General features: G+C 61.0%; 22 protein-coding genes. 11 read left to right on the forward strand and 11 right to left on the reverse strand.

What is annotated here, in order from left to right; all coding sequences use genetic code 11:
* Positions 1 to 53: 53 nt before the first annotated feature.
* Complete coding sequence (pdxH, locus tag VFZ97_17620; protein HEX6395256.1) at positions 54 to 659, reverse strand: pyridoxamine 5'-phosphate oxidase; 606 nt, start codon at positions 657 to 659, stop codon at positions 54 to 56.
* 21 nt (positions 660 to 680) lie between these two features.
* A complete protein-coding gene (locus VFZ97_17625; GenBank protein HEX6395257.1) occupies positions 681 to 1,232 on the reverse strand; it encodes an orotate phosphoribosyltransferase in 552 nt (183 codons plus the stop codon).
* A 277-nt stretch (positions 1,233 to 1,509) separates the two neighbouring features.
* On the opposite strand from VFZ97_17625, the gene VFZ97_17630 reads away from it, so the two are divergent.
* Positions 1,510 to 2,571 carry a hypothetical protein gene (locus tag VFZ97_17630; GenBank protein ID HEX6395258.1) on the forward strand — a complete coding sequence of 354 codons (1,062 nt, stop codon included), beginning with the start codon at positions 1,510 to 1,512 and terminating at the stop codon, positions 2,569 to 2,571.
* 4 nt (positions 2,572 to 2,575) lie between these two features.
* The gene (locus VFZ97_17635; GenBank protein ID HEX6395259.1) at positions 2,576 to 3,229 is read left to right on the forward strand and encodes a hypothetical protein; all 654 of its coding nucleotides are present in this window, start codon (positions 2,576 to 2,578) and stop codon (positions 3,227 to 3,229) included.
* 303 nt (positions 3,230 to 3,532) lie between these two features.
* Here VFZ97_17635 and VFZ97_17640 read toward each other — a convergent pair whose 3' ends face one another.
* Positions 3,533 to 4,369 (reverse strand): G1 family glutamic endopeptidase, encoded by an 837-nt coding sequence (locus tag VFZ97_17640; protein ID HEX6395260.1) that lies wholly within the window; start codon positions 4,367 to 4,369, stop codon positions 3,533 to 3,535.
* A gap of 74 nt (positions 4,370 to 4,443) precedes the next feature.
* Positions 4,444 to 6,609, reverse strand: a complete 2,166-nt coding sequence (locus VFZ97_17645) for an AAA family ATPase (GenBank protein ID HEX6395261.1) — start codon at positions 6,607 to 6,609, stop codon at positions 4,444 to 4,446.
* A gap of 102 nt (positions 6,610 to 6,711) precedes the next feature.
* On the opposite strand from VFZ97_17645, the gene hemE reads away from it, so the two are divergent.
* Positions 6,712 to 7,752 (forward strand): uroporphyrinogen decarboxylase, encoded by a 1,041-nt coding sequence (gene hemE / locus VFZ97_17650; GenBank protein ID HEX6395262.1) that lies wholly within the window; start codon positions 6,712 to 6,714, stop codon positions 7,750 to 7,752.
* Positions 7,734 to 9,098 (forward strand): protoporphyrinogen oxidase, encoded by a 1,365-nt coding sequence (gene hemG, locus VFZ97_17655; protein ID HEX6395263.1) that lies wholly within the window; start codon positions 7,734 to 7,736, stop codon positions 9,096 to 9,098. The genes hemE and hemG overlap by 19 nt, the downstream gene beginning before the upstream one ends.
* 8 nt (positions 9,099 to 9,106) lie before the next feature.
* Here hemG and VFZ97_17660 read toward each other — a convergent pair whose 3' ends face one another.
* Together VFZ97_17660 and VFZ97_17665 are read right to left on the reverse strand one after the other, a co-directional pair.
* Positions 9,107 to 9,970: a class I SAM-dependent methyltransferase gene (locus VFZ97_17660; GenBank protein HEX6395264.1), complete on the reverse strand. Its 864-nt coding sequence runs from the start codon at positions 9,968 to 9,970 to the stop codon at positions 9,107 to 9,109.
* Between the two features lie 13 nt (positions 9,971 to 9,983).
* A complete protein-coding gene (locus tag VFZ97_17665) occupies positions 9,984 to 10,760 on the reverse strand; it encodes a class I SAM-dependent methyltransferase (GenBank protein ID HEX6395265.1) in 777 nt (258 codons plus the stop codon).
* A gap of 180 nt (positions 10,761 to 10,940) precedes the next feature.
* On the opposite strand from VFZ97_17665, the gene VFZ97_17670 reads away from it, so the two are divergent.
* Both VFZ97_17670 and VFZ97_17675 read left to right on the forward strand, forming a co-directional pair.
* The gene (locus tag VFZ97_17670) at positions 10,941 to 11,957 is read left to right on the forward strand and encodes an NAD-dependent epimerase/dehydratase family protein (protein ID HEX6395266.1); all 1,017 of its coding nucleotides are present in this window, start codon (positions 10,941 to 10,943) and stop codon (positions 11,955 to 11,957) included.
* Between the two features lie 20 nt (positions 11,958 to 11,977).
* Positions 11,978 to 12,964, forward strand: coding sequence for a glycosyltransferase family 8 protein (locus VFZ97_17675; protein ID HEX6395267.1), 987 nt, complete (start codon positions 11,978 to 11,980; stop codon positions 12,962 to 12,964).
* On the opposite strand, the gene VFZ97_17680 is transcribed toward VFZ97_17675, so the two are convergent.
* Positions 12,940 to 13,758, reverse strand: coding sequence for a methyltransferase domain-containing protein (locus VFZ97_17680; protein ID HEX6395268.1), 819 nt, complete (start codon positions 13,756 to 13,758; stop codon positions 12,940 to 12,942). The two genes, VFZ97_17675 and VFZ97_17680, sit on opposite strands and share 25 nt — an antisense overlap.
* Before the next feature lie 513 nt (positions 13,759 to 14,271).
* Between VFZ97_17680 and VFZ97_17685 the strand changes: the two genes are divergently transcribed.
* From VFZ97_17685 to VFZ97_17695, 3 genes are all read left to right on the forward strand, one after another.
* Positions 14,272 to 15,051, forward strand: a complete 780-nt coding sequence (locus tag VFZ97_17685) for a glycosyltransferase family 4 protein (protein HEX6395269.1) — start codon at positions 14,272 to 14,274, stop codon at positions 15,049 to 15,051.
* A gap of 218 nt (positions 15,052 to 15,269) precedes the next feature.
* Positions 15,270 to 16,112: an ABC transporter permease gene (locus tag VFZ97_17690; GenBank protein ID HEX6395270.1), complete on the forward strand. Its 843-nt coding sequence runs from the start codon at positions 15,270 to 15,272 to the stop codon at positions 16,110 to 16,112.
* Entirely contained in the window at positions 16,109 to 17,431 is a 1,323-nt protein-coding gene (locus VFZ97_17695; protein HEX6395271.1) for an ABC transporter ATP-binding protein, read from the forward strand. The genes VFZ97_17690 and VFZ97_17695 overlap by 4 nt, the downstream gene beginning before the upstream one ends.
* Before the next feature lie 749 nt (positions 17,432 to 18,180).
* Here the strand turns inward: VFZ97_17695 and VFZ97_17700 are convergent.
* The 3 genes from VFZ97_17700 to VFZ97_17710 are packed head-to-tail and all read right to left on the reverse strand — an operon-like array spanning position 18,181 to position 20,997.
* Positions 18,181 to 19,230 carry a glycosyltransferase family 8 protein gene (locus tag VFZ97_17700; protein HEX6395272.1) on the reverse strand — a complete coding sequence of 350 codons (1,050 nt, stop codon included), beginning with the start codon at positions 19,228 to 19,230 and terminating at the stop codon, positions 18,181 to 18,183.
* A complete protein-coding gene (locus VFZ97_17705; protein ID HEX6395273.1) occupies positions 19,231 to 20,301 on the reverse strand; it encodes a putative sugar O-methyltransferase in 1,071 nt (356 codons plus the stop codon).
* A 9-nt stretch (positions 20,302 to 20,310) separates the two neighbouring features.
* The gene (locus VFZ97_17710; GenBank protein HEX6395274.1) at positions 20,311 to 20,997 is read right to left on the reverse strand and encodes an FkbM family methyltransferase; all 687 of its coding nucleotides are present in this window, start codon (positions 20,995 to 20,997) and stop codon (positions 20,311 to 20,313) included.
* A 476-nt stretch (positions 20,998 to 21,473) separates the two neighbouring features.
* Between VFZ97_17710 and VFZ97_17715 the strand changes: the two genes are divergently transcribed.
* Entirely contained in the window at positions 21,474 to 21,956 is a 483-nt protein-coding gene (locus VFZ97_17715; protein HEX6395275.1) for a hypothetical protein, read from the forward strand.
* Between the two features lie 276 nt (positions 21,957 to 22,232).
* Complete coding sequence (locus tag VFZ97_17720) at positions 22,233 to 22,871, forward strand: TylF/MycF/NovP-related O-methyltransferase (GenBank protein HEX6395276.1); 639 nt, start codon at positions 22,233 to 22,235, stop codon at positions 22,869 to 22,871.
* Positions 22,872 to 22,914: 43 nt separating this feature from the next.
* Here VFZ97_17720 and VFZ97_17725 read toward each other — a convergent pair whose 3' ends face one another.
* Positions 22,915 to 23,460, reverse strand: coding sequence for a glycosyltransferase family 4 protein (locus tag VFZ97_17725; protein ID HEX6395277.1), 546 nt, complete (start codon positions 23,458 to 23,460; stop codon positions 22,915 to 22,917).
* Positions 23,461 to 23,995 lie beyond the last annotated feature (535 nt).

The following is a 23,995-nucleotide window of genomic DNA, read 5'->3' on the forward strand; positions in this document are numbered from 1 at the left end:
GACACCGTAGCCACGGCCAAGGCCGTGCCGCACAAGAGAACGCACGGCAGAAGTCACGGGTTCAGACGGCGGATATTCCAAACGCCCGCACTGAGCCTGTATTGGAAGCGATCGTGCAGGCGATCCCGGTGGCTGACCCAGAACTCCATCTCGTACGGCGCGACTACGTACCCACCCCACCAGGGCGGGCGTGGAACGTCACGGCCGGCGAAGCGGGCGGTGACCACGTCGAGGTGCTCGTCAAGGTCGGCGCGACTAGCGATCGGTTCGCTCTGCTCAGACGCCCAGGCGCCGAGTTGTGCCGCGCGTGGGCGTGTAGCGAAGTATGCGTCTGATTCGTCCGCTGACACCATCGACGCGGTTCCGATGACACGGACCTGCCGCTCGAGGACTCTCCAACGAAAGGCCAGGCCGACGTTCGGGTTCGTTGCGATCTCTTTGGCCTTGCGGCTGTTCCAGTTCGTGTAGAACACGAAGCCGCGACCGCTGAAACCCTTGAGCAGGACGAACCGGACCGCCGGTATCCCGTCGCCCACGGTCGCGACGGCCATAGCGTCTGGTTCCGGCTCCCCGGCGGCAACGGTCTCTCGATACCACGCGTCGAACTGGCAAATCGGATCCGGGTCCAGGTCGTGCTCGCCGAGGAACTGTTCTGTCACGGCTGATTCGCCCGATGGTTGTTAGAGGGGCTCGATGCCCAGGTCTTCCCACGTGAGGAGCGGCGCCCACTTGATGCCCGCTGCGGCGAAGCGCTCCGAGACCTGAGGGCTTCGGTCGAGCAGCGCCGTCGCTGCGACTATCTCGGCGCCGAGTTCGGCGACCTTCTCAACGGCTTTCAGCAGGGATGCGCCGGTGGAGACGACGTCTTCCACGATAAGGACCCGATCACCCTGATCGAGGCGAGCCCCCTCGACCCACGCCCGCCTGCCGTGGCCTTTTGGTTCCTTGCGAACGGAGAACCACGACGCTCCGCTGACTATTGCGATTCCGTGAGCTAGCGCGTCGGCTCCCATCGTCGGACCGCCGACCGCGTCGAAGGGCTCACCGATCGCTTCCACGGCCGCGTCGCTCACCTCTCGTAGCGCGGCGCCGGACGCGACTGCGAACTTTCCGTCGACGTAGTCACGGCTCCACCCGCCAGAGCTCAGTTGGAACGGCTCTTCGCGTCTTTCGTATCCGGTTGTCCGGACTAGGTCCGCCAGGGCTCGGCGAGTGGAGAGGTTGACCGGCATGGGCGGAGTTTAGGTGGGCCTTGAAGAATCTCCGAATGTCCCTTATACCCCCCTATTCCTGCGGTGAGGGGGCGCCGATATCACTGACTGGGAAAAACCCGAAGGCCGAAGATTCGGTCATATCGGGAACTCAGCGAAGGGACTAGACCGGAATAACTCCTGTTGGGGTGGTCAGGACCTCCGCGAACCGTCATAAGAGGCCATTTACCCGGTCTCTCCGTTTGCAGCACATTTACACACCTAATCGGAAAATGATCGCAGGGGGTAATAGACCAAAATGAGACGCACGGCCAAGTTGGCCATTCTCGGGGCAAGCGTGGCGGCCGTTGCAGCAGCCGCAATCGCACCGGCCATGGCCTCCGTCAACGTCCAGTTGACCACCAGTTCCGGTACCAGAACGTTGAACCTCTATCAGCCGGATGGCACAACGCCTCTGACAAGTTCCGACCTGTCCTCTGGCGCCAGCAACTTCCTCGCCCAGGTCACCGACAGCACCTATTCGAACAAGGGCTTCAACGTGCAGGCGACCATGTCCAACCTGTACCAGTGGTCCGCCAGCAACCCCGCCAACGGTGGTTACACCTGCTCGTCGATGGTGCCGTCCTCGGCGATCAGCCTGTCCTCCCCGGCGAGTCTCTTCACTCTCGGCGGGGTGAGCGCAAACCTGACGCCGGTCTTCCAGCTCTCCGGGATCCTCGACAGCTCCGTCATTCCGCTTCTGGGGCTGAACACTGTCAACTTCGGCACCTTGTCGCCGCCCGCCACCGTGAACGGGCTGCTCCCTTCAACCCCGCTGACACAGTCGCAGCTGACCGGCAGCAACGTGACCAACCTGTTCGGCTCGACGCTGAACGGCGTCCTGAACAAGCTCCCACTCAACCTGGCGAGCAACACGATCGGCGGCAGCTTCGCGAGCCCGGATGTCCATCCAACGTGTGACTTGGCGGCCGCAGGTGCGACACCAGTCCAGATCATGGACTGGGCGGCGGATCCCGCCGGCGTGCTCGCCGATGTGAAGAGCCTCATCACGGGGGTAACCGGCGCTGCTCCGAGTCTCACCACCCTCATCAACGACGGTTACCTGACTTCGGCTCAGGTGTCGACGGCTTTGCAGGGCGTACCCAGTCTTGTGAGTGATCTCGGTGTCCTTGGTATCACCAACAACCTCACGACCATCGAGAACACCCTGACCGCTTCGATCAGCAACGTGACCACCCTTGCGAACTCACTCGTGCAGTCAGGTTCCTACACCTCGAGCCCGACACTGTCGGTGAACACCTCGGGGATACCTGCCGGCACCTACAAGGGCGTGATGACCGTCACGCTGCTCGACCAGTAGGCACATGAAGACGAGGATCCGAATCCTCGTTGTGGCAGTAATCGCAGCTGCCGGCGCGCTCACGATGAGCGCGCCGGCGCATGCGGTCCAGACCACGACCTGGGGAATCACCGCTGCGCCGAACGGCAGTGGGCAGAGGACTTCACTCTCCCATCCCGCCGACGGCTCCACCGTCCATGACGCGGTGATCGTGTACAACCGGACTGCTAAGCCGATCACGATTCACCTGTACGTACTCGGGACCAACTACGCCAACGGTTCTTACCAATTCACTAAGCCGACAACCGGGCTTGGAGCAGCAACCAGCCTTAGGCAAAGCACCGTCCAACTTCGGCCGTACCAGGAACTGCGTGTGCCTGTAACGATCCGCACGCCCCGGGGCGTCAAGTCGACGACGCTCGCCGGCATAGGTGCCGAGGCTGCGGGCGTCAACAACGGCGACTTGACCATCATGGAGCAGCTCGTGGTCCTCGTGAAGGCCACCCCGAGCAACCACCTAATTCCTCCGGCCATCACCAAGGACCTGTTCCCCTGGGCGCTGATCGCCATCGCTTTGATTGCCGTGTCCGGCGGCTTTGCCGAGCGGGAGCGTCGGAAGAGCAAGAACGCCGGCACAGAGCTGCGCCGTCCACCGGTTCCAGCAATGGGGCCCTCATGACGGCATATGTTGCGCAGGTCGCTCCGGGTCAGGGCCCGGTATCAGTCAGCATGACCATCAGTGGTTCAAGTCCTACGACGACCGTCCCGACAGCTACACCTCCGGGGCCGACAAGCCCGGGTGTCTCGACGTCCCCGCCGCACAAGCCGTTGCCTCTGACGGGAGCACCGGTGCTGGCGGGTGTCGACCTTGCTCTACTGCTTGCGGTTGCTGGGGCAACTTTCGTGACCGTGGCCAACCGGATGGTCAGCCGGACCGCCGTCAGGCCAGGCTCCTAACTCGGGGCCTGGCCTTGTCTGCCCGCTAGGGAGTCGGGCAGGTTTGGGCGTAGGCGCAGTCGTTGAACGACTGACCATCCGCCGCGAGCGGCGATGGGGTCGCCTCGTTTATCAATCCCGGCGACAGGATCACGGTTGTCGGATTTCCTTCGGCGATGGTCTGCGTGGTGCCTGCGGTGAAGCTATTGGTCGGTCCGAAATGCACGGTGCCGACGGGAGCCAACAACGTCTGCAACACCACCAGGGTCGGGGCCTCGAGGATCCACTCCGCCGAGGATCGTGAGGAGCTGTACGGGACGGTTTTCGAAAAGTTCCACTTCCCAGAATCGACCACGGAGATATTCCAGTTCGAGCCCGAAGCCTGAGTGATGTCTACGCTGACCTGATCACCCGGCGTGACAGTGCAGTTTGGGTCCCCGGCGCAATTCGTGAGTTGCGTCTCACCGTCCGGAAGCAGTTCATACCACGCGAAATATTGCGGACCGAGGACCGGGTTGTCGGGCAGCGATTGCTCGGAGATGCCGGCCTGGATCAGGTCGGTCGAACCCGGCACGAAGCCGCCGATACCAGCCCAGGTCGCGGCGAACCCGGGAGGAACGAGGCCAGCTGCAGGCACCGTGAACGTAGATGAGACTCCGGTTACCGGAGCTGAGGGGGTCACTGCATATCCGGACCAGTTCAGGCTGTTGACCGTGTCGGCCCGCATGGGAAGGAGGCTGTGGGACTTCGCTCGGATCATGACTCCGGTCAGAGCCGACGTCGGGCGGCCACTGGCCGACACCTTCGTCATCCCTCCACTCGCCACCACCAAACCTGCAAGTCCGACAGCAACGACGATGAGCTTGGACGCTCGAACCCGCATCAAACCTCCCCAGTCAGGACACCACCAGGCATCTTCCCAGTGGGTGGCCGTGGATAACTTACCCTGATATTGCCTCAGGCGGAACTGGGTTGGGCGGCGGCCAACCCAGCCGGGAGCCTCCCGGAATGAACCACGGTGAGAGATTGAGTCGCACGAGTTAGGGCGACGTAAAGCGATCGCAAGCCTTGCGGAGACTCCCGAGCGATCCGTTCGGGTTCCACCACGGTCACCGCGTCGAATTCGAGGCCCTTTGCATCCTCGACGCCCAAAAGCGAAACCCTCTCGTCGAGCGCTCCCTGCCCGACTCGGCCCACCGGGATGCCCACGGATTCGAATGCGTCTGCCAGAGCGTCCAGCACCGAGGGTGGGGCGAGCACCCCGATGGTCCCGGCGCCGGGTCCACGATCGGCGTCGAGTGAATCGAGTTCCCGTTTCAGGGCTCCGACCGAAGCGGCCACCAACCCTTCGTCCGGGAGATCGGCGCCTGCCGGGACCGGGACGGTCAGAGGAGGATGGCCGCTGGCTCGGACCGCTTCGGGCGGACGCATCCCGGGTGCGACCTGTGCCAGGATCCGGGAAGCGAGGTCCATGATCTCGGCGGGTGTCCGGTAGTTGACGGTGAGCTCGGAGAGGCGCCACCCGCGCCGGGCGGGTAGGTGCTCGACGACCTGGGCCCACGACGCCGGGGCCCAGTTCCCGGTCGCTTGGGCGACGTCGCCGACGACCGTCATCGACCCGGAGAGACTGCGGCGTCCAACCATTCGCAGCTGCATAGGCGACAGGTCCTGAGCCTCATCGACCACCACGTGACCAAAAGCCCTGATCGGATCCTCGGCTTCACCCTCGCGCCGCCGCCGGCGGGGTCCGAGGAGGGCGAGGGCTTCATCGAGAAGGGCAATGTCGGCGTCGGTCCACGCGATCGGAGCGTTCGGCTCGCCTCGGTCCCGGCGAAGCAGTGCTCTTTCCTCAGCGCTGAGGAGGTCCCGCGCCGCGAGGTCGATCAACGCGGTAGCGCCAAATAGGTCATGGAGAAGCTGTTCGGGGCTCAGAACCGGCCACATACGGTCGAGCGCCTCGGTCATGGCCGGCTCACGGCGCAGAGAGCGCCCCAGTTCCTCGGCGGTCAGCGGTTCCGAGGCAAAGTCGTGATCCGAACTCTCGCCGTTCGGCGCTGCTTGATCCAGCAAGCTTCTGTACAGCACCGATTCGAAAGCCCGGCGCCGGGCGTTGTGGCCCCCGGGGCGCCGGCGGGCGGCGGCGACGATGTTGGCCGACATGCGGGGGGTTATCCGGAGTACTCGTGAGCCGTAGGGGACCTCAGTGGTGTGACGGAGAGGCCGCTCGCGATTGGACACCGCACGCGCGATCACCTTGGCCATCCGTACGTCGCCCTTCAATCGGGCGACGTCGTCGTCTTCCCTTCCGGTGGGCCGAGTTCCGGGGTATAGGGCGGTGACCGTGGAAAGCTCGACCCCGTTTTCGTCTAGGGACGGAAGCACGTGCTCGATGTAGCGGAGAAACGTCGGGTTTGGTCCGACTACCAGTACGCCCTGGCCTTCCAGTGGGAACCGGTGGGTGTAGAGGAGATAGGCGGCCCGGTGCAGAGCAACCGCGGTCTTTCCGGTTCCAGGACCGCCTTGGACGACGAGGATGCCGGCGAGCGGGCCCCGGATGATCTCGTCCTGCTCGCGCTGGATGGTGGCGACGATGTCTTGCATCCGACCGGTACGAGAACGCTCGAGGGCGGCGGTGAGCACCTGGGGTCCAGAAAGGCCGAGGCTCGCCCCGGAGTCGCTCCCCTCTTCGTCGAAGTACTCGTCCTCCAGGTCGAGGACACTCCTACCTTCGGTAAGCAGATGCCGCCGGCGACGCAGACCCATCGGATGGGCGCCGGTTGCCCGGTAGAAGGGCTCGGCGATGGGAGCCCGCCAGTCGACCACCAGCGGCTCTTGGTCGCGGTCGGACACTGCCAGCCGCCCTATGTGGAAGTCCTCCGGCCCGTCTGGGCTGGCCTTGTCGATGCGCCCGAACACGAGCGATGCGTCGCCGATATCGAGTTGCTCGAGGCGGCCAAGGCTGTTACGCACCCTTATGTCCCTTTCCGTAACGGCCTGGAAGGTGCCGCCCCTCTCTCCGAAAGCGTCTTGAAGCATCGCGGCCGTCCTGGCCCGCATGGCGGCTAGCCGCTCATAGGCGAGATCCACGTGTGCCTGCTCGGCCGGAACGTCCGGGTGGGTCATATGGGAACCAACGAGTCTGCGCGCTTGGGAAGACTTCCGCAAGCCACTCGACGCTCAATGACGAATCCCGCGCAAAGAGAAACCTTGACTAGCTTCCCAACAATGACACCGGCAGGCGGCGACACCGACCCCTTCCTGGCGGCATGCCAGGGCAAGCCAACCCCTTACGTCCCGGTGTGGTTCATGCGGCAAGCCGGCAGGGCGCTGCCTGAATATCGGGCCCTCAGAGGTTCCGACAGCATCCTGGACGTCGTCAAGAGGCCAGACCTGGTCGTCGAGCTGACCCTGCAGCCAGTACGCCGATATGGCGTTGACGCTGCGATCCTCTTCTCCGACATAATCGTGCCGGTCGCCTCCGTCGGATTCGGAGTTGACGTCGCCCACGGGGTGGGACCTGTCGTCGAGCGACCCTTCCGTTCCTCGGCCGACCTCGACAGACTCCGTCCGCTCGATCCCGAGGAAGACGTGCCCCACGTCTTGGAGAGCGTGCGGTTGCTCTCACAGGAGTCTCCGGTGCCCGTGATTGGATTCGCCGGAGCTCCCTTCACCGTTGCGAGTTACCTCGTCGAGGGTGGCCCGTCCAGAGATCACGCAAAGACCAAGACGCTGATGTACTCGGCTCCTTCGCTCTGGGCTGAGCTGCTTGATCGGCTGGCAGACATGTCGCTGTCGTTGTTGCGCGCTCAAATCGGTTCCGGCGTCCAGGCTGTACAACTCTTCGACAGCTGGGTCGGAGCGCTCAACCCGGCTGACTACAGCCGCTACGTCCTTCCGTTCTCGCGGAAGATCCTTGAAGGACTCGCCGACCTCGACGTCCCGCGAATCCACTTCGGGGTCGGCACGGGCGAGTTGCTGGGCCTGATGGCCGATGCGTGCGCCGACGTGGTCGGCGTTGACTGGCGAGTCCCGCTCTCAACGGCGCGGACACGGGTCGGTCCCCGCGTCAGCCTGCAAGGCAATCTGGATCCGGCGGCGATTGTGGCCGGCTGGGAGTCGACGCGGTCGTTGGCCGAGGAGACGCTGATCGAGGGCGGCGGCCGACGACACATCTTCAACCTTGGACACGGTGTATTGCCAGACAGCGATCCAGACGTACTAACTCGACTGGTCGATTATTGCCATGGTTGGAGACCCGCAGCTTGAAGATTGCCGTCATTGGTGGAGGGATCGCCGGTCTCGCGGCAGCTTGGGAGTTGCGAGGTTCCGCCGAAGTGACGATCTTCGAACCAGGGCCATTGGGGGGGTGCATTCGAACCAGCTCCTTCGGCGGCAAACCAGTCGACGAGGGAGCCGACTCGTTCATAACTCGGGTTCCTGGGGCCGTAAGTCTTTCTCGAGAACTCGGAATCGATTCGGAGTTGGTCGCTCCGAGCGCCGGGAGCACGCTGTTGTGGTGGGACGGACATTTGCGCCCGATACCAGATGGGCTCGTCGTAGGGGTTCCCAGCCAGTTACCAAGCCTTGTCGGCAGCGGCATCCTGTCCCCACGCGGGGTTGCTCGCGCCGCCCTCGATCTGGTGCTCCCACGCCGCAGAGACCCGAGGGCGTTAACGGTACGCGAACTGATTGGTGACCGCTTCGGCTATGAAGTTGCCGACCGACTGGTCGATCCGCTCGTTGGCACCATCAATGCTGGGTGGACCGGGAACCTCGGCGCGGCCGAGGTCGTGCCTCAGCTGGTCGCCGTCGCAGAACGCTCTCGCAGTCTGATGCGCGGACTTAGGTCGACGGAACAAGTGGACACCGGGCCTCTTTTTCAAGCTCCGGTCGGAGGCATGGGGCGACTCGTAGAGGCGCTCATCGACGCTTTACAGTCGAACGGCGTCTTGCTCATCTCGGAGGCGGTCGACTCGGTCTCAAGCCTTGGCGGTCAGGTCGTGCTGACGCCTACCGGCGAATCGTTTGACGGCGCGGTCGTGGCGACGCCCGCGCGAACGGCCGCCGCGATTCTGGGAAGAGGGCATGACGAGATGGCGCCGCTTGCCGATTTGCCGACCGCGTCTGTGGCCTTGGTGACGGCTGCGTTCAGCGACCTCGAAGCCCCCGATGAAGTGAACGGGTTCCTCGTACCTCGGGGGACCGATCAACTCTTGACCGCATGTTCATTCGGCTCCAACAAGTGGCCCCAGTGGGGCGATCCAGGGCGAGCTGTTGTTCGGCTTTCGGCGGGCAGGTACGGAGATGAAGCCGCCCTCAAGCTCGACGATGTCGAACTAACCGGTCGGCTCATTGAGGAATTGGGGCAAGCTCTCGGGCGCTCAGTCGATCCGCTCGAGGCCCGCGTGTCCCGATGGCCCAGTGCATTTCCCCAATACCTTCCAGGACACACCAGCCGCGTTGAGGCCGTGGATCGGGCTCTGCGGCGACGCCTACCCACCGTCGCGCTGGCCGGTTCCTCCTATCGCGGCATTGGAATTCCGAGTTGCATTGCCTCGGGGCGAAACGCCGCCAGGTTGGTCATGGAGCGATCGCGCGACCTGACGGGCTGAACCAACGATCAACGCATCGTTCTTGCCTTGCTTGGTGCCGCTTCACTCTTGGTTGCGGGCTGAGGGCGGCACTGGAGAACGATCATCTGACTAACTCTGAAAAGCCCAGGGAGCCAGAGAACTCGGCTCAGAGCCCGCTTCTTACGCCCCACGTTCCAGCCGACAGGACGCCGGCGGTCAATGACGAAAGCCCGTCTGACCAAGCGCTGGAACTCCTGCCAGGTGTATTCGCGCAAGTGGCTCGATGCAACGAAGTACTCAGATCGCGGCTGACGGACGCCTGCCAGACGGTCCTTCAGCTTGGCTCTCACGATCGGCGCGCTATGACGGTTCGGCGTAGCCAGCAGCGCACACCCGTCCGGACGAAGCACTCTCGCAAGCTCGCACACCCCTGCCTGATCGTTCGGGAGGTGCTCGATCGTGTCGTCACATACGAGCCCGTCAAAGACGGCACTGCGGAACGGAAGCCGTTCTACGTCTCCTGCCACTCCAAGCAAAGTCAGTCCGCGATAGGCCGCGACCGCTTGCGCAGTTCGCACCATGCCCCAGCCGATGTCGAGGATTACGACCGAGCGTGATCTTCGGCTTGCCAACTCCATGGCAACCGCAGGGTTGGGACCACAACCTGCATCGAGGATGAGTCCGTCGGTTTGATCGAGCCCCTCCACGACCTTTGTCATCGTTTCGGGGGCGGATAGGACCGGGACGTCATAGTCCGGGCCCTCGCCGATGCGCTCCCAGAAGTCTCGTCCGAGCTCGATGTAGAGGTTCTTTATTGCGCCCTCGTTCCGGGAAAGAACCGCCTCCTTACTGAGCGTGCGATGACGTTCAAGAGGATCTCTCGGGGCTTTCGAGCCGTCCTCCTCAGTCACTGAGAGTGCTCGATCATGTCGGCCGCGGTCTTGCCAGCCAGCCTCGCCCGAGGATGCCCCTTTGCCCAGGCTTGCGGGCGGCTATCCCTGTCAGCAGCGAGTGGTCGTTCTTACTCGGGCCTCCTGGACCGTAAGGGAAGAGAAATCGTTTTCCACGACGGACCACGTCGAAGCCGCTCATCGAGAGAAAATTCTCCATGCCAGGACTATTGGGCACCCACCATTGGTCCTCGTAGGGGTGGACCGCCGCGCTCGCATAACGCGGAGCGACTATCTCAAGCAGTGGATCTATTGCTTCAGCCAGAACGAGTGATCCAGCACAAACATCGCGAATCTTCTCGAGAGCTAGAACGGGGTCTCGAAGGTGCAGCAGCATCGCCCCGCAGAAGACCACATCGAATCGACCATCCTCCGCAGGATCCAACTCGTATACGGACCGGTTGCGGCGGTTAACCGCGGACCCCAGGGCGGCCTTCGCTGTGGCAAACCCGGGCCCTCGTTCGGCGCCGATTTCCCGAATAAGTTCCGGACCCGCAGTTTTCATATCGAGAACGAAGTCGAGCCCCTCGGGGTCATCGACGTCTATCGCCACGACCTCCCGGGCACCCCGGCGTTCCATCTCGAACGCCCAGTATCCATCGAACGTCCCGACGTCGAGACAGCGACCGCCCCTTACGGAATCCGGCCAAGGAATAAGCGGGGCTACGGGCCTGGTATCGATCCATCCCGGCGTTGTTGATCCGTCGGGTAGTTCGATCGTGTGGTACCAGGTTCGCGATTGCGACGACATCCCGTGGATCGTAGCGCCGATGTCAATTATCAAACGGGCGCTTTGGGCTGCACTACGCTCCCGTGCTCGCATGCTTGCGATGATTGAGGGCTGCTTCTCGGGTTCGACAGGCCGGGCGGGAACGCGGGTGCGTCCAGGACGTGGCTTTCGTCGGACGGTAAAGATGCGAGCGGGTACCCGATGACTGCAACCGGTGTGAACACCGATGGAGCCTGGCAGCCCTCAAGTTCGTTCTGGTTCGAGAGGCCGACCGCGGTTACGGGTGCAAGCGGATTCCTCGGATCGCATCTCGTCGCATCGCTGGTGCGGCTCGGGAGTTCCGTCGTGACCGTTCGTCGTGACGAAATAGTGCCTACGTCCGTCATCGATGCCTGGTCGGGACGCGTTTCTGTGGTTCACGGCAACGTCCAAGATCTCTTGCTGATGGAACGGGTGCTGGGCGAATACGAGATCGAGACCGTATTCCATCTCGCTGCTCAGTCACAGGTTGGAGTCGCAAATCGCAACCCTTCCTCGACCTTCGAAACCAACATCCGAGGAGCCTGGACGATCCTAGAGGCGGCCCGCCGATCGCCCAACGTTCGCCAGATAGTCATGGCAAGCAGCGACAAGGCGTACGGGACTCAGGATCGCCTTCCGTATACGGAGGACATGCCCTTATTGGCAGTCCACCCGTACGACGTCTCAAAGGCCTGCGCGGACCTGATCGCGATGTCATACTCCGAGTGCTACGCCTCGCCGGTAGCGATTACGCGCTGTGGGAACATCTTCGGGCCCGGCGATTTGAACTGGGGACGCCTGATCCCGGGAACCATCAGATCTCTGATCGAAGGCAGGCGTCCCGTAATCCGTTCCGATGGCAAGATGGTCCGCGACTACCTTTACGTGGCAGACGCCGTTCGCGCGTACCTGATGCTGGCAGAGGCCCTGGCCGGGGACCCCGCACTCGCGGGAGCGGCCTTCAATTTCTCGCTCGAACAACCCTTGTCGGTATTGGAAGTTGTCGACCGCTTGCAAGTTGCGGCGGGAACCTCGTTCAAGCCTGATATTCGTTCATCCGCCTCGAACGAGATCCCAGCTCAGGCTCTTAGCTCTTCGCGGGCGAGATCTGTGTTGGGATGGGAGCCATCACTTACCCTCGACGGAGCACTCGCGGAAACTGTCCGGTGGTACGGCAACCATCTGGCGAATCGTTGATCGCGGCATAATCGTGCCTCATGAGTAGCGCCCTTGGGGACGCTCCAATAGTCGTCGCGGTCGCTATCGACGATCAGTATGCGCCTTGGGCGGCGACGTTGCTCCGTTCCTGCATCATGGCGAACCCCTCGATAGCGTTGTCCTTCGAAATCGTCCACAACGGAACACTGTCGGAGGAGGACCGAAGTCGTCTAGTCCTATCCGCTAAAAGCGAGCATTCCTCGGTTCGCTTCCACACTGTCTCAGGTGACGATCTCCGGGGTTTGCCGACCACTCCACATTTTGGGACGGTCGTCTGGATGCGGTTCTTCATCCCCGATCTCCTGCTCGACAGGACTCGAGTCATCTACCTTGACTCCGACACTCTGGTTATGTCCGGGTTGCTAGATCTATGGAGTGTTCCTCTTGACTCAACCTCGATAGCTGCCGTCGCCAACGTCGTCGAACCGTCCGTAAGGCCGCATGTCAGATCCATGGGAATCGAATACCCGGGCGGGTTTTTCAACAGCGGTGTGCTGGTCATGGATCTGGAGCGGATGCGGATTGACCGCTCCGCCGAGGAGCTGCTGAAAACTGCCTTCGATCATCGCGACAGACTGGTCTGGCCAGACCAGGACGCCCTAAATCTGGTCTTCAGGCGCCGATGGCTTCCCCTCCACCCTCGGTGGAATGCCCAGAACAGCTTTTGGGCTTGGGACGAATGGGCAACCGACGTGTTCGGCCGGGTCCCACTCGAAGAGGCAAAAATCCGTCCGGCGATCCGTCACTTTGAGGGGCCGGGGCTCAGCAAGCCGTGGCACTATCTGTGCCCGTATCCAGGGCGAAAGCACTACCGAGCCGTCATGGCCCAAACTCCATGGGCAGGGACTCCGCTACAGGATAAGACTGCAGCAACCCGATTCGTCCGGTGGTTCCCCCCCGAGGCCCGGATCCAGGCGTATATCCGGTTGGACCGCGTACGCCGGCGTCTAGCTGAACGCAATCAGAACCGCGGCCGGCAACGATAGGCTCGGTGAAGATGACCCCTGCGGCGATCACCGGTCAGCGCGCCATTGATTACCGCGTTGACAGTCTCCCTCAGCCCAAGCTTAGGAACATATTCCTTATCCAATTCCGGTCCAAAGCGCAGTACAAAATAACGGGATACCTTCTCGATATTGAATCCGCTGACTTGCAGTAGCTGACGATTACCCCGGTCGTTTCCCACCCACCACTGGAAGTCGGGACCCTCCCCCCTCAATTCGAACAGGGGGCGTCGGCGAGAGCGGACCATGAGTGGAGTGTGTACGTAGTCGGCAACGATCAGCTGGCCTCCAACTACGCCGCGGACCGCGTTAAGGGCACGGACCGGATCGCGGAGATGAAGTAGGAGACTGCCGACCACAACCACGTCGAAGACCCCCAAATCATCTCGATTCAAGTCGTAGACGTTGCATCCTCGCCATTTGACTCTCGAACCGAGCACCTCGTGCAGCAAGTCGAATCCGGGTCGACTCGGACCGAGATGCGACCGGCTGGGATCGTATGCCAGTTGGTGGCGAACTTCGGGAGGGTAATCGAGGTCCGTCAGATCCGAAAGGTCCACGGCAACGACTTCGGCGGCACCTCGCTGCTCCATATGGAATGCGTACAAGCCGTCACAAGTTCCTACGTCCAAACACCGCTTGCCGCGGAGATCAGGGAAGGGAATGATGGACAGAGCATGGCGGTTGTCGAACATGCCCTTGGTAGTTATGCCCGGCGCGACATCAATCGTGTGGTACCAGAACAATTCGTCGAGGCGGCTCTTCAGGTCACTCATTGCTGGACTTGAGGTGCGCCCAAGATTTGCTCCTATTGCGGGCTGGGGACGATTGGCGTGACAGTAGCCCAAGTGGGCAAGGCCGATCGTGACGAATGAGCTTGGTACTGTCCGGTTGTGGTCGTCGCAGGGCAACTGGTTCGAAAACCAAAAGTGGGCGCGATAGCCGGGTGGTTCGATCCCCACTACCGGCCGATCTGGTCTGGCGTCCCGCACTCGATCCTGGGGGAACTCCCAAGTCTGGTCAGTGTGGCACAAACCCACAGTGCTACGCCCTATACGTTCCCGGCAAAGCTAGTACATCGGGTTCGATTCAGCGGCCGTCTAGGTTCCACTGGGAACCGATCGTTGTGGACCTTGACCCCCGAAATGCGGCTGCTCTCGCGCCTAACGGCCGTTGGCCGTCGCCTGAGCACACCTGCCGATGTCGACGCGTGGCTTCATCTCTGCGGGGCCTACGGACGCTTCGTTCGAGGGAGATATGTGACTCTGAGTGAGATCTCTCCTTCTCGGATGATCGAGCAACTCCGATGGGCGGGCTCATTCGGTTATCCGGGTGCCACTCGCCGTCAGCTCGAGTGGGTTGGGCGCAGGCATCTAGAGGCCTACCGAGGGGCTTACGCTTGCTGTGCAGCGAGCCGCTGGATCGCCGACGGTCTCATCCGTGACGGCGTCCATCATTCGAAGATCCGAATCGTTGGGTACGGCCCCAACCACGGGCATACATGTCCGGAGGATCGCGATTGGTCCAGACCACGGTTCTTGTTCGTGGGATGGGACTGGGTCCGGAAGAACGGCGATTCGGTCGTTCGCGCCTTCTTGGCACTTCGACAGCGATTCCCGGAAGCGACCCTTGACGTGGTGGGGCACCATCCGCCATTGGACGACCCAGGCATCACCGGACACGGACCGCTCTCGTTGCTCGATCAGGACGCCAGGGCGACGGTTGAGCGGCTATTTCGCCAGTCGACCTGTTTCGTGATGCCTTCACTGATCGAGCCCTTTGGAATTGTGTACGTCGAAGCGGCGATGGCTGGGATCCCGAGCATTGGCACGACGATCGGTGGGACGCCAGACTCCATCGGGGAAGGCGGCATGTGTGTAGATCCGGAGGATCCGAATGCGCTCCTGAGCGCCATGATCGAGCTGAGCGATCCTGCAACAGCGGCAGCGCTGGGAAGGATGGCAAAAGCTAGGGCCGCGAGGCTCACCTGGCGATTCACCGCAGAGCGAATACTCAGATCGGCCGACCTCACCTGGCCCGAACCGGTCGAGCTTGCTGACTTTCTCTGAAGGCCAAACAGCCGGCCCTGCGTTCGCGGCCGTGCTGGCACAAACTTCGCGAATGGTCATAAAATCACCCCCCATTGCGCTGATGCGAAGCCTGTGACTCGTCCAAGAAGGACAATCAATGCACGCCGTCGAAACCCGTCTAGTGGGGCCAGTGCTCGCGGGACTCTTAGGCTTATGCCGCGCCATGCGGGCCGACTGCCACGGCACGGTTCAGTGCCATGACTGAGATGTCGGAACTAGCCGCCCCACGAATAATCGAACTGACCAGCGGTCCGGACACTAGGTTTACCTGGCTGTCCGACCTGCGTCGTCACCTGGATGTGCTGATGGTGTTGGCACGGAAGGATTTCCAGACTCGATACAAGCGGGCGTCGCTCGGTTTGGCGTGGGCCGTGGTCGTCCCCGTCTTTCAAGGTCTCATAATGGCTGCGATCTTCTCCCGCGTCGTCAAATCCGCGGGCGGTAATGGCTATGCCGACTACGTGATAAGCGGGATGTTTGCTTTCGCTTACTTCTCGCAAACCCTCGGCACCGCAGTAACTTCGATCGTCGACGGCGCGTCGCTTTCTGACAAGGTCTGGTTTCCGAGAATTCTTCTCGTAACCGTCCCGGCTTTGGCGAACCTTGTAGGTCTCGCGATCACTTTCGCCTTTCTCTTGGCCGCCCTTCCGTTACTCGGCGGGCGTTACAGCATCCACCTGCTTCTGTTGGTTCCTGCGCTTCTTCTGCTAGTCAGCTTTACAACGGCACTTGCCCTTGTCCTGTCCGCCCTGCACGTCTACTTCCGCGATGTCAAGTTCCTCGTGCAGGCAGCTCTCATGGTCTGGATCTACCTGACCCCAGTGATCTACCCGATATCGCTCGTCCACCGTTTCGCCCCGTTCGTGATCGCCAACCCCATGACCGGCATAGTCGCGCTTGTTCACCTCGCCACATTGGGCACCAGCCGCGGAGCCGTTCTCGTTCCTCTCCTGATCAGTGTCGGTACTACGGCCCTGCTCGCTATTGCCGGAGCGGAGGCACAAAGGCGGCACGACCGGCTGTTCGTGGATCTGCTGTGACGTACTCCCTGGAACTCGACCGCGTGGGCAAGCGCTATTCGCAGCTCCAGGAGCAGGCCATGCTCCTCAAGTCATTGCTCCCCGGGCGCACCGCCAAGAAGCGCGACCTCTGGGCTCTCCGCGATGTGAGCTTCGCCGTCGAACCGGGCGAAACGGTGGGAATCATCGGCAGGAACGGCGCCGGCAAGACGACACTGCTCCGGTTATGTGCGGGTGTTAGCAGGCCTTCTGAGGGCAGGGTTCGGATGCACGGGCGGATCGCACCGCTAATCAGCGTCGGAGTCGGCTTCCATCATGAGATGTCCGGCCGGGAAAACGTCCTAGTGAACGGGATGCTTCTCGGGCTCAGTCGTCGTCAGGTCGCCCGGCGGTTCGACGAGATCGTCGCCTTTGCCGAACTTGACGATCTCATAGACACGCCTGTGAAGTTCTACTCGTCCGGCCAGTACGTGCGACTCGGCTTCGCGGTCGCGGTCCACTCCGACCCCGAGATACTTCTGGTAGACGAGGTCCTCGCAGTAGGCGACTTGGGCTTCCAACTCAAATGCTTCGATCGCATGCGAGAGCTGCAGGGTGCCGGCACCACAATCCTCCTCGTCAGCCACTCCCTCCACGCAGTACGGCTTTTGTGTCCCCGCGTCCTTCTCTTCACCAAGGGTCGACTCGTCATGGACGCTCCGGCCGAAACCGCGATTGGCCGGTATCACGAGCTCCTCTCCACAGAGTCCACCGACCTCGGCGCGGCCGATGATCGTGTCACTGTGCTTTCGCGGAGCGTCGAGAATTCCGACGGCCCTACCCATCACCCCAACCGGGGCGATGAACTCCGATATCGGGTCGACCTTCAGTTCAACCAAGCTGTCGATAGCCCATCCATATCGTTCCAGGTAGCCTCGGAATCGGGAATCGTCTGTTACGCGATGAACACCCAGCCGAGGCAATCATGGCGGCGCTTCAAGCCCGGAGACAGAGTCGAGTTGGAAGTCGCCTTCAAAGCACGACTTGGCGGCGGAACCTACCGGCTTTCCGTAGTCGTCGCGGACCGAAACGCCCACACCCTGCTGGCCACGAACGTCGGCGAGGTTCCCATCTACATAGCACCTCGTCCAGGTAGCTTGGGATGGGCGGATCTCGAAGCCACGATCACAGCGTCCGGCTTGGAACTCAGCGAATACGCGGACCTCACACTAAAGGCAGATCGTGAAATGGACAGGAGGCCGAGCTCAGAGCAAACTCAGGCGAGATTCGCTGACCTACACCAGCACAACGTCACGAGTCTTCAGAACATCGCCCCCGAACCGCTCCCGGGCACCTCTTAAGGTTCCCGGGACTCGCATGGGCAGATAGCGGCGGAGGAGGAAGCATCGGACTCAAAGTCATCGGTGCCGGGGTCGGCCGCACCGGTACCACCTCATTGAAAGCAGCCCTCGAGCGCCTACTCGGCGGGACTTGTTACCACATGCACGAGGTGTTTCAGCGACCCGAACACATCCCGCTGTGGCATGACGCCGCGCGCGGCCGTCCGATGGACTGGGCGTTCCTCTACCGCGACTACACAGCCACGCTCGATTGGCCGGGCGCAGCATTCTGGTCGCCCCTGAGCCGTAGATTCCCTGATGCGCTAGTGGTGCTGAGTATGCGGGACAGTACTGAGTGGTTCAGAAGCTTGGATGCGACGATCAACGAGTTGATGATGCGCCGGCCTCAGGCAAGTACGCGGGCTTGGTACGCAATGGTCCATGACCTTCTGAAGTCGACCTTCGCGCCCTTTCCGGTCGGCAAACAAGCTGCTGTCGAAGCCTACAACCGGCATAATGCTGCCGTTCAAGCGGCTACCCCTCCCGACCGATTAGTGGTCTGGCAACCGGGCGACGGTTGGGAGCCCCTTTGCTCCCGCCTCGGACTGCCCGTCCCGCCGGAGCCATTCCCACACCTGAATACGACAGACGACTACCGGGAAATTCTCGACGGCCTCCCCGGACGAAGATGGCGATGGCGGCTGCAACGAGGAAGGTGACCCGAGGCATCGGAGCCATCGGTAGGCGACGCTTGGGTAGGCGATCCGAACCTATCGTTTCGTTTTGCGCCGGGACGCGCTGAAGCGAATGCAGGCGCGACCAAACGCACTGTCGTCGGTGCATTTCCTCTCAACGAGCGAGCGGATGGAAGATCGTGTTTCCACAAGACGGCGGTATACGCCCAAACGCCAGCTGCCAGGCAGCAAGGCGACGACCATTGTCGATACCGTCCGATCTTGCAGGGGTTCGTCTGCCCACGGGGTCAGGGCGAGCGTTTCACGGTAGGCGTCTCTGTGCGGAGCGGGACATAGGTAATGCCAGGGCTTAGCCACACTGGGGCCCTCGAAATGGCGGATCGCCGGATCGCTTACAGCCTCGTCGACGGTGGACGCGCCGAAGACGTCGATCGCCCAATCGCGCCAACTCCACAAACTGTTCTGGGCGTTCCACCGAGGGTGCAACGAGTGCCATCGCCCACTGAAAACCACGTTCAGTGCGTCTTGATCAGGCCAAACAAGCTTGCGACCATTCTGAACGGCGAAGTTCACAAGCTCAGCCGTGGAGTGCTCCTCCCTCATGCGATCAAGCTGGAACAGAATTACGCCACTGTTGAAGAAACCTCCCGGATAGCTCACACCCATACGCGCGATGTGGTCTCTAGCTGCGGGCTCAACAACGTTGGCCACGGCACCCAATGGGGATGTCCCAAGATCCTCTTGCCAAAGCGGACGAAGGGACGACAGGACCAGCACATCGCAGTCGAGGTACAGCGCTCTCGGCGTGTCTTGCAACAGATCGGGGAGAAATAAGCGCGACCACACGATCAGTCCGAACCGATCAATGACCGGTAGACCCTGAAGACGTCCTTCATCCATCAGATGAAAGTTGATCTCGGCTCCACCCACCCTGCACATTTCTTCGAGCATCTTGAGGTCTGGGCTCGAAAGGCTCTCATCGTGTATGACTTCGAATCGGAGTTCCTCGCCTTCATGTTGGAGCAGGCATGAGCGGATAACGGTCGACGCCGGGGCGAGGTAACTCTCGTTGAAGGCCAAAACCACGACAATCCGATCCCGTGCGCCTGGCACTCCAGCAACCATCTATCTCCGCTCAAACAAGCAGTAACGGTCATGGATTTCGAGCACATCCCTGGTGCCGACATCCTCGATCGCTGGGACTTCGGCAATCAATCGATACCCGTTGGACTCGATCGTCTGCAGGTAATCCTTGCGAGTGGAGTCTCCTTCGGTAGTCAAGAAACCGCTCGCCTCATTTGGGACCACGAATACGTACGGGATTCCGAGACGGGCCACCTGGGACATCCACCACTCGATCGCGTCGAGTCGACACTCAGAGAAGCTGTGCACATTGACGGCAAGGTCGAACGCGCCTTCTTCAAGCGACGGAACCTCGTCAAGTGGCTTCACCCGCGCCGGTGGCGAGATCTGCCGAAATCCAAGATAGAACTCGCAAAGAAACGTGCTTTCTGCGATCGCGTCGACGCAGCAATAGTCCGACAGACCATTTATCGCCTGGCTCGCTCGGTGGGCCAACCGCCCGTAGCCAGCACCTATGTCCAGAATACGAAATGCTTTTCTGCTAATGACCGATAGGTGTTTGTCCAGGAATAGCAGCTCATTGACAGAATCAAGCAAATCTCGACTGCAACGGGGATAACCGGGAAAGTCGTAGGTCCAGCAGCCAAAAGCCCCATCCTCTCCGAGTCGGTCTACAAGCTCGCTACCTCCGCGATCGAGAACATAACGAAGGTAGGTGAAGTAGAACAAACGAGTAAATTCTGGACCGTTATATTGCGGGTCTTCGCGGTAATGCCAGACGATGATGTTGTCGCCGCGGAAGTACTTAAGATTCAACCAACCGCGAACGGTTTCATCCCGCCACCGTGAGTGCTCGCAAACCGGCCAGTCGAGCCGCGCATATAACTCTCGAAGATATCGCAGACGTTGGTTATCGGCCCTTAAGTACTCAGCCGCGCCGAGCGGCAACGAAGACTCGTCTGCGTGAAAACGGTGGTCGAACGTGCCGTCACGAATGTCCGGCGGGCGACCGGGCTCAACCCCTGCGGAGGACAGGCGGCGAATTTCCAATCCGAAACGATTGAGCGTCCCGTTCAGCAGGCTACCGATCTTCCTATGCGAGATCACGGGCATCGCGGACGCTCAGATTGGTTTGTCATCGCGAAGCTTCGTTAACAACTTGACCAGGCGGACACTGCGCTTGTCGCTAGGGTCGTCGAGGATCGCCACGGTATCCATGAAGTTGGAGATGGTTAGATAGCCATGGCGCTCGAGAGATGATCGGCATGAATCACGCTCGTCCGGTCTCAAATGGTAGTGTTCGAATAAAATGAAAGCTGGACGATATCTGTCCAAATCGATCTGTCTGATGATCTCGTAGTCATATCCTTCAGTGTCTATCTGGATCAGATCCAATCGCTCAATGCCACGGTTCCTGCACAAGGAGTCAAATGTCAAAGTGGTTACATCGATCGTCGCGATCCTCGATTCGATATCGGGAATCCAAGGAGTGTGCGTGAGAAGGACGTCCCTCCGAAACGTGGCAAGGGCGTCGTACCAGGGCGGCAGATTGTCGTCCTCGTCCTTAGGAAGGTAATAGAGACTGGCGGTTCCGTCGTGATCCGAGATGGCTGCATTAACCAAGGTGAGTCTCGGGTTGGATCCGTGCCGTCTCGTAAGACTGGCAAATACGTAGGGGATCGGCTCTACTAGGACGCCCCTCCAGTCACGGGTTTGGACATACGTTTCCAGATAGTCGCCTTTACTCCCGTCGTTGGCGCCAATCTGCATAAAGAGCGCATGTGGGTAAAGGTTGGCAAACTCATACATCAGGCACGTGAGTGGCTCAGTCGGCCTGCCAGTTGGTAAACGATGCCGAACTGCCCGAAGGGTTGGGCGGAGCCTGGAATCCCCCGGTATCAACCGCGTCGCGGCGGCAGCCACACGATCGACAGCGGTGCCGACCAGCGGGCGTGCTGCATCTCGAATACGCCTCATCGTTCCTAGGCTTCTGGCCGTTTCGCTCTAGCAGCGAGCACCAGAGAGTTGGCGATTCGGGCTCCATCAGAGTAGGGACGATCAAAGAGCTCTACGAGAGCTTGCATTCCCGCGACGTAGGGACGTCTAAGTGCCCGGGGCAATTTGAACATAGTCGCCTGCTGAAAGAGCTGAACCGCCGTGGGCGCCAGACCCATAATCCCTCGCAGTTCGATTCCAGACATACCTGCTCGACTTAGAAGGCTCCTCAGTCCAGCGGACGTCCAGCGCCAGTAATCCTCAGGGTCGGGGTGGTAGTGCATGATGCCATGGGTCGTGATGACCACGGCACCCCCCGGCTTCAGAAGGCGGTGGCATTCCGATACGTACAACTCGGGATCGGCTACGTGCTCGAGTACCTGGGTGGAAAGGATCAAGTCGAATTGGGCGCCGGCCAAGGGGATGGTCCCGTCGTCATTCAACCGCACGTCGGCGAGGGCGTTGCCGTCGAGATCTGCGCCCGTGTAGTCAACCCCAGCGCCAAAGAGTTGTCTGTACGGCTGCTCTGCACATCCGTAATCGAGCACGCGAGATCCTGCGGGAGCCACCGGGACGGCAAGATCCCGCACGGCTTTCTCCAGCTCAGCAGCAACATAGCGGTATGGAGCGGATCGGGCCTGAGAGTGAACCTCCGGCCGATATTCGTGGTACCGGCCAGCTTCAGCCCGCAAGGTCAAGAAATCGTCGTCGCTGGGCGATCGCTCCTCAACGCCGGGCCCATTGAGGTGATCATTGGTCACCTGAGCCCCTAGCATGCAATCGAGACGGATCGCAACGAGCTACAGCAAATGACCGACCAACCCGACCGAGTGTCCCCACCTCACAAAGATTACCTTATCGGCAGCTCAGGCGAGGCGTCTCATAAGAGCCTTCGCGCGCGAGTCAACGGGATTCTAAGAGTCGCCAAAGAGGTTCGGAAACGTCCTGAAACGACTGGTCCGAGAGCGCCCATTCCAGCCCCCGACGAGACGGGGCATGCCTTAGAAGACTGGGAACGAAGGATAATTGACGAGGTTCGTCCCTTCACAATGACCAGTCCAGCGCGGATTCTGGCGACGATGGACGCAGTTACCTATGTGGTTCAGCGGGGCATTCCTGGCGCGCTCGTAGAGTGCGGCGTCTGGCGTGGCGGTTCAGTCTTGGCGATGATTCGCACCCTCCAAAAGGCAGGCGTCGATGATAGAGCCATTTATCTCTTCGACACGTTTGAGGGCATGACGCGGCCGTCTGAGCGCGACACATCCACGTTCGACTTGCCCGCGCTGCAAACCTGGACAGCCAGTGAATCGGCCGGCCGGATTCCTTGGGAATGGGCCTTCGACCCGGATCTGTTCAACTTCGATGATGTGCGTTCCCTTATTCTCGGCAGCGGATATCCGGTCGACCAAGTCCATTTCGTGAGAGGTCGAGTCGAAGACACTCTGCCCGGGGCCGCACCGGAACCGATCGCCGTGCTACGACTCGATACGGATTGGTACGAGTCCACATGGCACGAATTAGTTCACCTATACCCCCGGGTCGCGAAGGCTGGGATTCTCATCATCGATGACTATGGCCATTGGGACGGCTGCCGCAAGGCTGTGGATCAATATTTCGACGAGGTGGAGACACCCGTATTCCTGGCCCGTTCCGATTACACCGGCCGGATAGCAATGAAACTCACGTGACCCCGGTCGGGCTGCACAGTTAGGTCTGGGTCAGTTCCCGGGCCTATGTGTGGAAGCTGAGCAGGCGATCAGCCAAAACTTCGGCATCGCCAGCTGGAACTACCGACCCGTTGATGCCTTCCTGAACGTACTCGGACATGCCCGTCTGATCCGTGACTATGACGGGCACTCCGACGGCCAGAGCCTCCATGGGTGCATATCCGAATCCATCCTCAAAGCTGGGATGCACGTACACGTTGGCGCGTTGTAGGAGCGGAAGCGGGTCAGAGTATGGCAGCAGTCGGATGCGGGAATCGCGCTCGATCCGCGTCTCGATGTGCTTGCGTATTCCACGGCTCGAGAACTGACCCATGAGAGTCAACCGCCAATCGTCATCGGCAGCCTTTTCGAAGGCGTCGAGCAGGACGGGTATCCCCTTGATAAGGTCGAATCGGCCCACGTAGGCGATGTTGAAGGTGTCGTCGGACGGCAGAGAATTCCGCTTTGTGAAGCGTGGATCGGGGGTGAGATCGATCCTTACCAGCTTGTCAGGATTTACTCCGAAGTCGACGAATGTAGACCGTTGATACTCCGAGCTGATGAAGATCACATCGGCGAGTTTGTATTCCTCTATCGTGCGCTTCCTAAGGGAATCAGTTAGCCATCCTCTATCGATGGGATAGAGGGACCGCGCAAGGTTCTGCTGCCTCCAGAGGTTGTCGACGTGGCTGTTCGGGGCGACGAGACCAAGGTGTGAGATCCCAATTCGCCGGGCTCTGCGGAGGCTAAACAAGGCGTGGCTTGCGAATCCGGTAAATCCATCGGATGAGGGAACTATCTTTCGAGACGCTGCAAGGTCGAAGTTGGTAGCCGCTATACGTATAAACGTGGCGTACGCCCGAGCACTCGGTATCCGACCGAGATAGTTGGCTCCCGGAATCGAATGGCTTGCAGGAACATGTGAGCGGTCTGATGGAAACCGAGGCCCGGGAGAGATATAGCGGAAGGAAGAGAACCGTGATTCGGCGAACTGGATGAGCTCATCAAAGTGGCGGCCCAGCCCACCAGCACCTGGTGCAACTGAACACGCGATCGTTTCGAGCGCCGAAAGACGAGCATCGTCCCCAACCCGGAGAGCTGCCTGA

Source organism: Acidimicrobiales bacterium, from assembly GCA_036378675.1.
Classification (GTDB): Bacteria; Actinomycetota; Acidimicrobiia; order Acidimicrobiales; family Palsa-688; genus DASUWA01.

Excerpts from the sequence above, each read along its gene's own strand:
- VFZ97_17645 (HEX6395261.1), bottom strand. The coding sequence starts at position 6,609 with ATGACCCACCCGGACGTTCCGGCCGAGCAGGCACACGTGGATCTCGCC.
- VFZ97_17690 (HEX6395270.1), top strand. The coding sequence starts at position 15,270 with ATGACTGAGATGTCGGAACTAGCCGCCCCACGAATAATCGAACTGACC.
- VFZ97_17625 (HEX6395257.1), bottom strand. The coding sequence starts at position 1,232 with ATGCCGGTCAACCTCTCCACTCGCCGAGCCCTGGCGGACCTAGTCCGG.
- VFZ97_17680 (HEX6395268.1), bottom strand. The coding sequence starts at position 13,758 with ATGAGTGACCTGAAGAGCCGCCTCGACGAATTGTTCTGGTACCACACG.
- VFZ97_17700 (HEX6395272.1), bottom strand. The coding sequence starts at position 19,230 with ATGGTTGCTGGAGTGCCAGGCGCACGGGATCGGATTGTCGTGGTTTTG.
- VFZ97_17665 (HEX6395265.1), bottom strand. The coding sequence starts at position 10,760 with ATGTCGTCGCAATCGCGAACCTGGTACCACACGATCGAACTACCCGAC.
- VFZ97_17630 (HEX6395258.1), top strand. The coding sequence starts at position 1,510 with ATGAGACGCACGGCCAAGTTGGCCATTCTCGGGGCAAGCGTGGCGGCC.
- VFZ97_17670 (HEX6395266.1), top strand. The coding sequence starts at position 10,941 with ATGACTGCAACCGGTGTGAACACCGATGGAGCCTGGCAGCCCTCAAGT.
- VFZ97_17705 (HEX6395273.1), bottom strand. The coding sequence starts at position 20,301 with ATGCCCGTGATCTCGCATAGGAAGATCGGTAGCCTGCTGAACGGGACG.
- VFZ97_17635 (HEX6395259.1), top strand. The coding sequence starts at position 2,576 with ATGAAGACGAGGATCCGAATCCTCGTTGTGGCAGTAATCGCAGCTGCC.
- VFZ97_17675 (HEX6395267.1), top strand. The coding sequence starts at position 11,978 with ATGAGTAGCGCCCTTGGGGACGCTCCAATAGTCGTCGCGGTCGCTATC.
- hemE (HEX6395262.1), top strand. The coding sequence starts at position 6,712 with ATGACACCGGCAGGCGGCGACACCGACCCCTTCCTGGCGGCATGCCAG.
- VFZ97_17640 (HEX6395260.1), bottom strand. The coding sequence starts at position 4,369 with ATGCGGGTTCGAGCGTCCAAGCTCATCGTCGTTGCTGTCGGACTTGCA.
- VFZ97_17685 (HEX6395269.1), top strand. The coding sequence starts at position 14,272 with ATGATCGAGCAACTCCGATGGGCGGGCTCATTCGGTTATCCGGGTGCC.
- VFZ97_17720 (HEX6395276.1), top strand. The coding sequence starts at position 22,233 with ATGACCAGTCCAGCGCGGATTCTGGCGACGATGGACGCAGTTACCTAT.
- VFZ97_17715 (HEX6395275.1), top strand. The coding sequence starts at position 21,474 with ATGGGTCGTGATGACCACGGCACCCCCCGGCTTCAGAAGGCGGTGGCA.
- VFZ97_17710 (HEX6395274.1), bottom strand. The coding sequence starts at position 20,997 with ATGTATGAGTTTGCCAACCTTTACCCACATGCGCTCTTTATGCAGATT.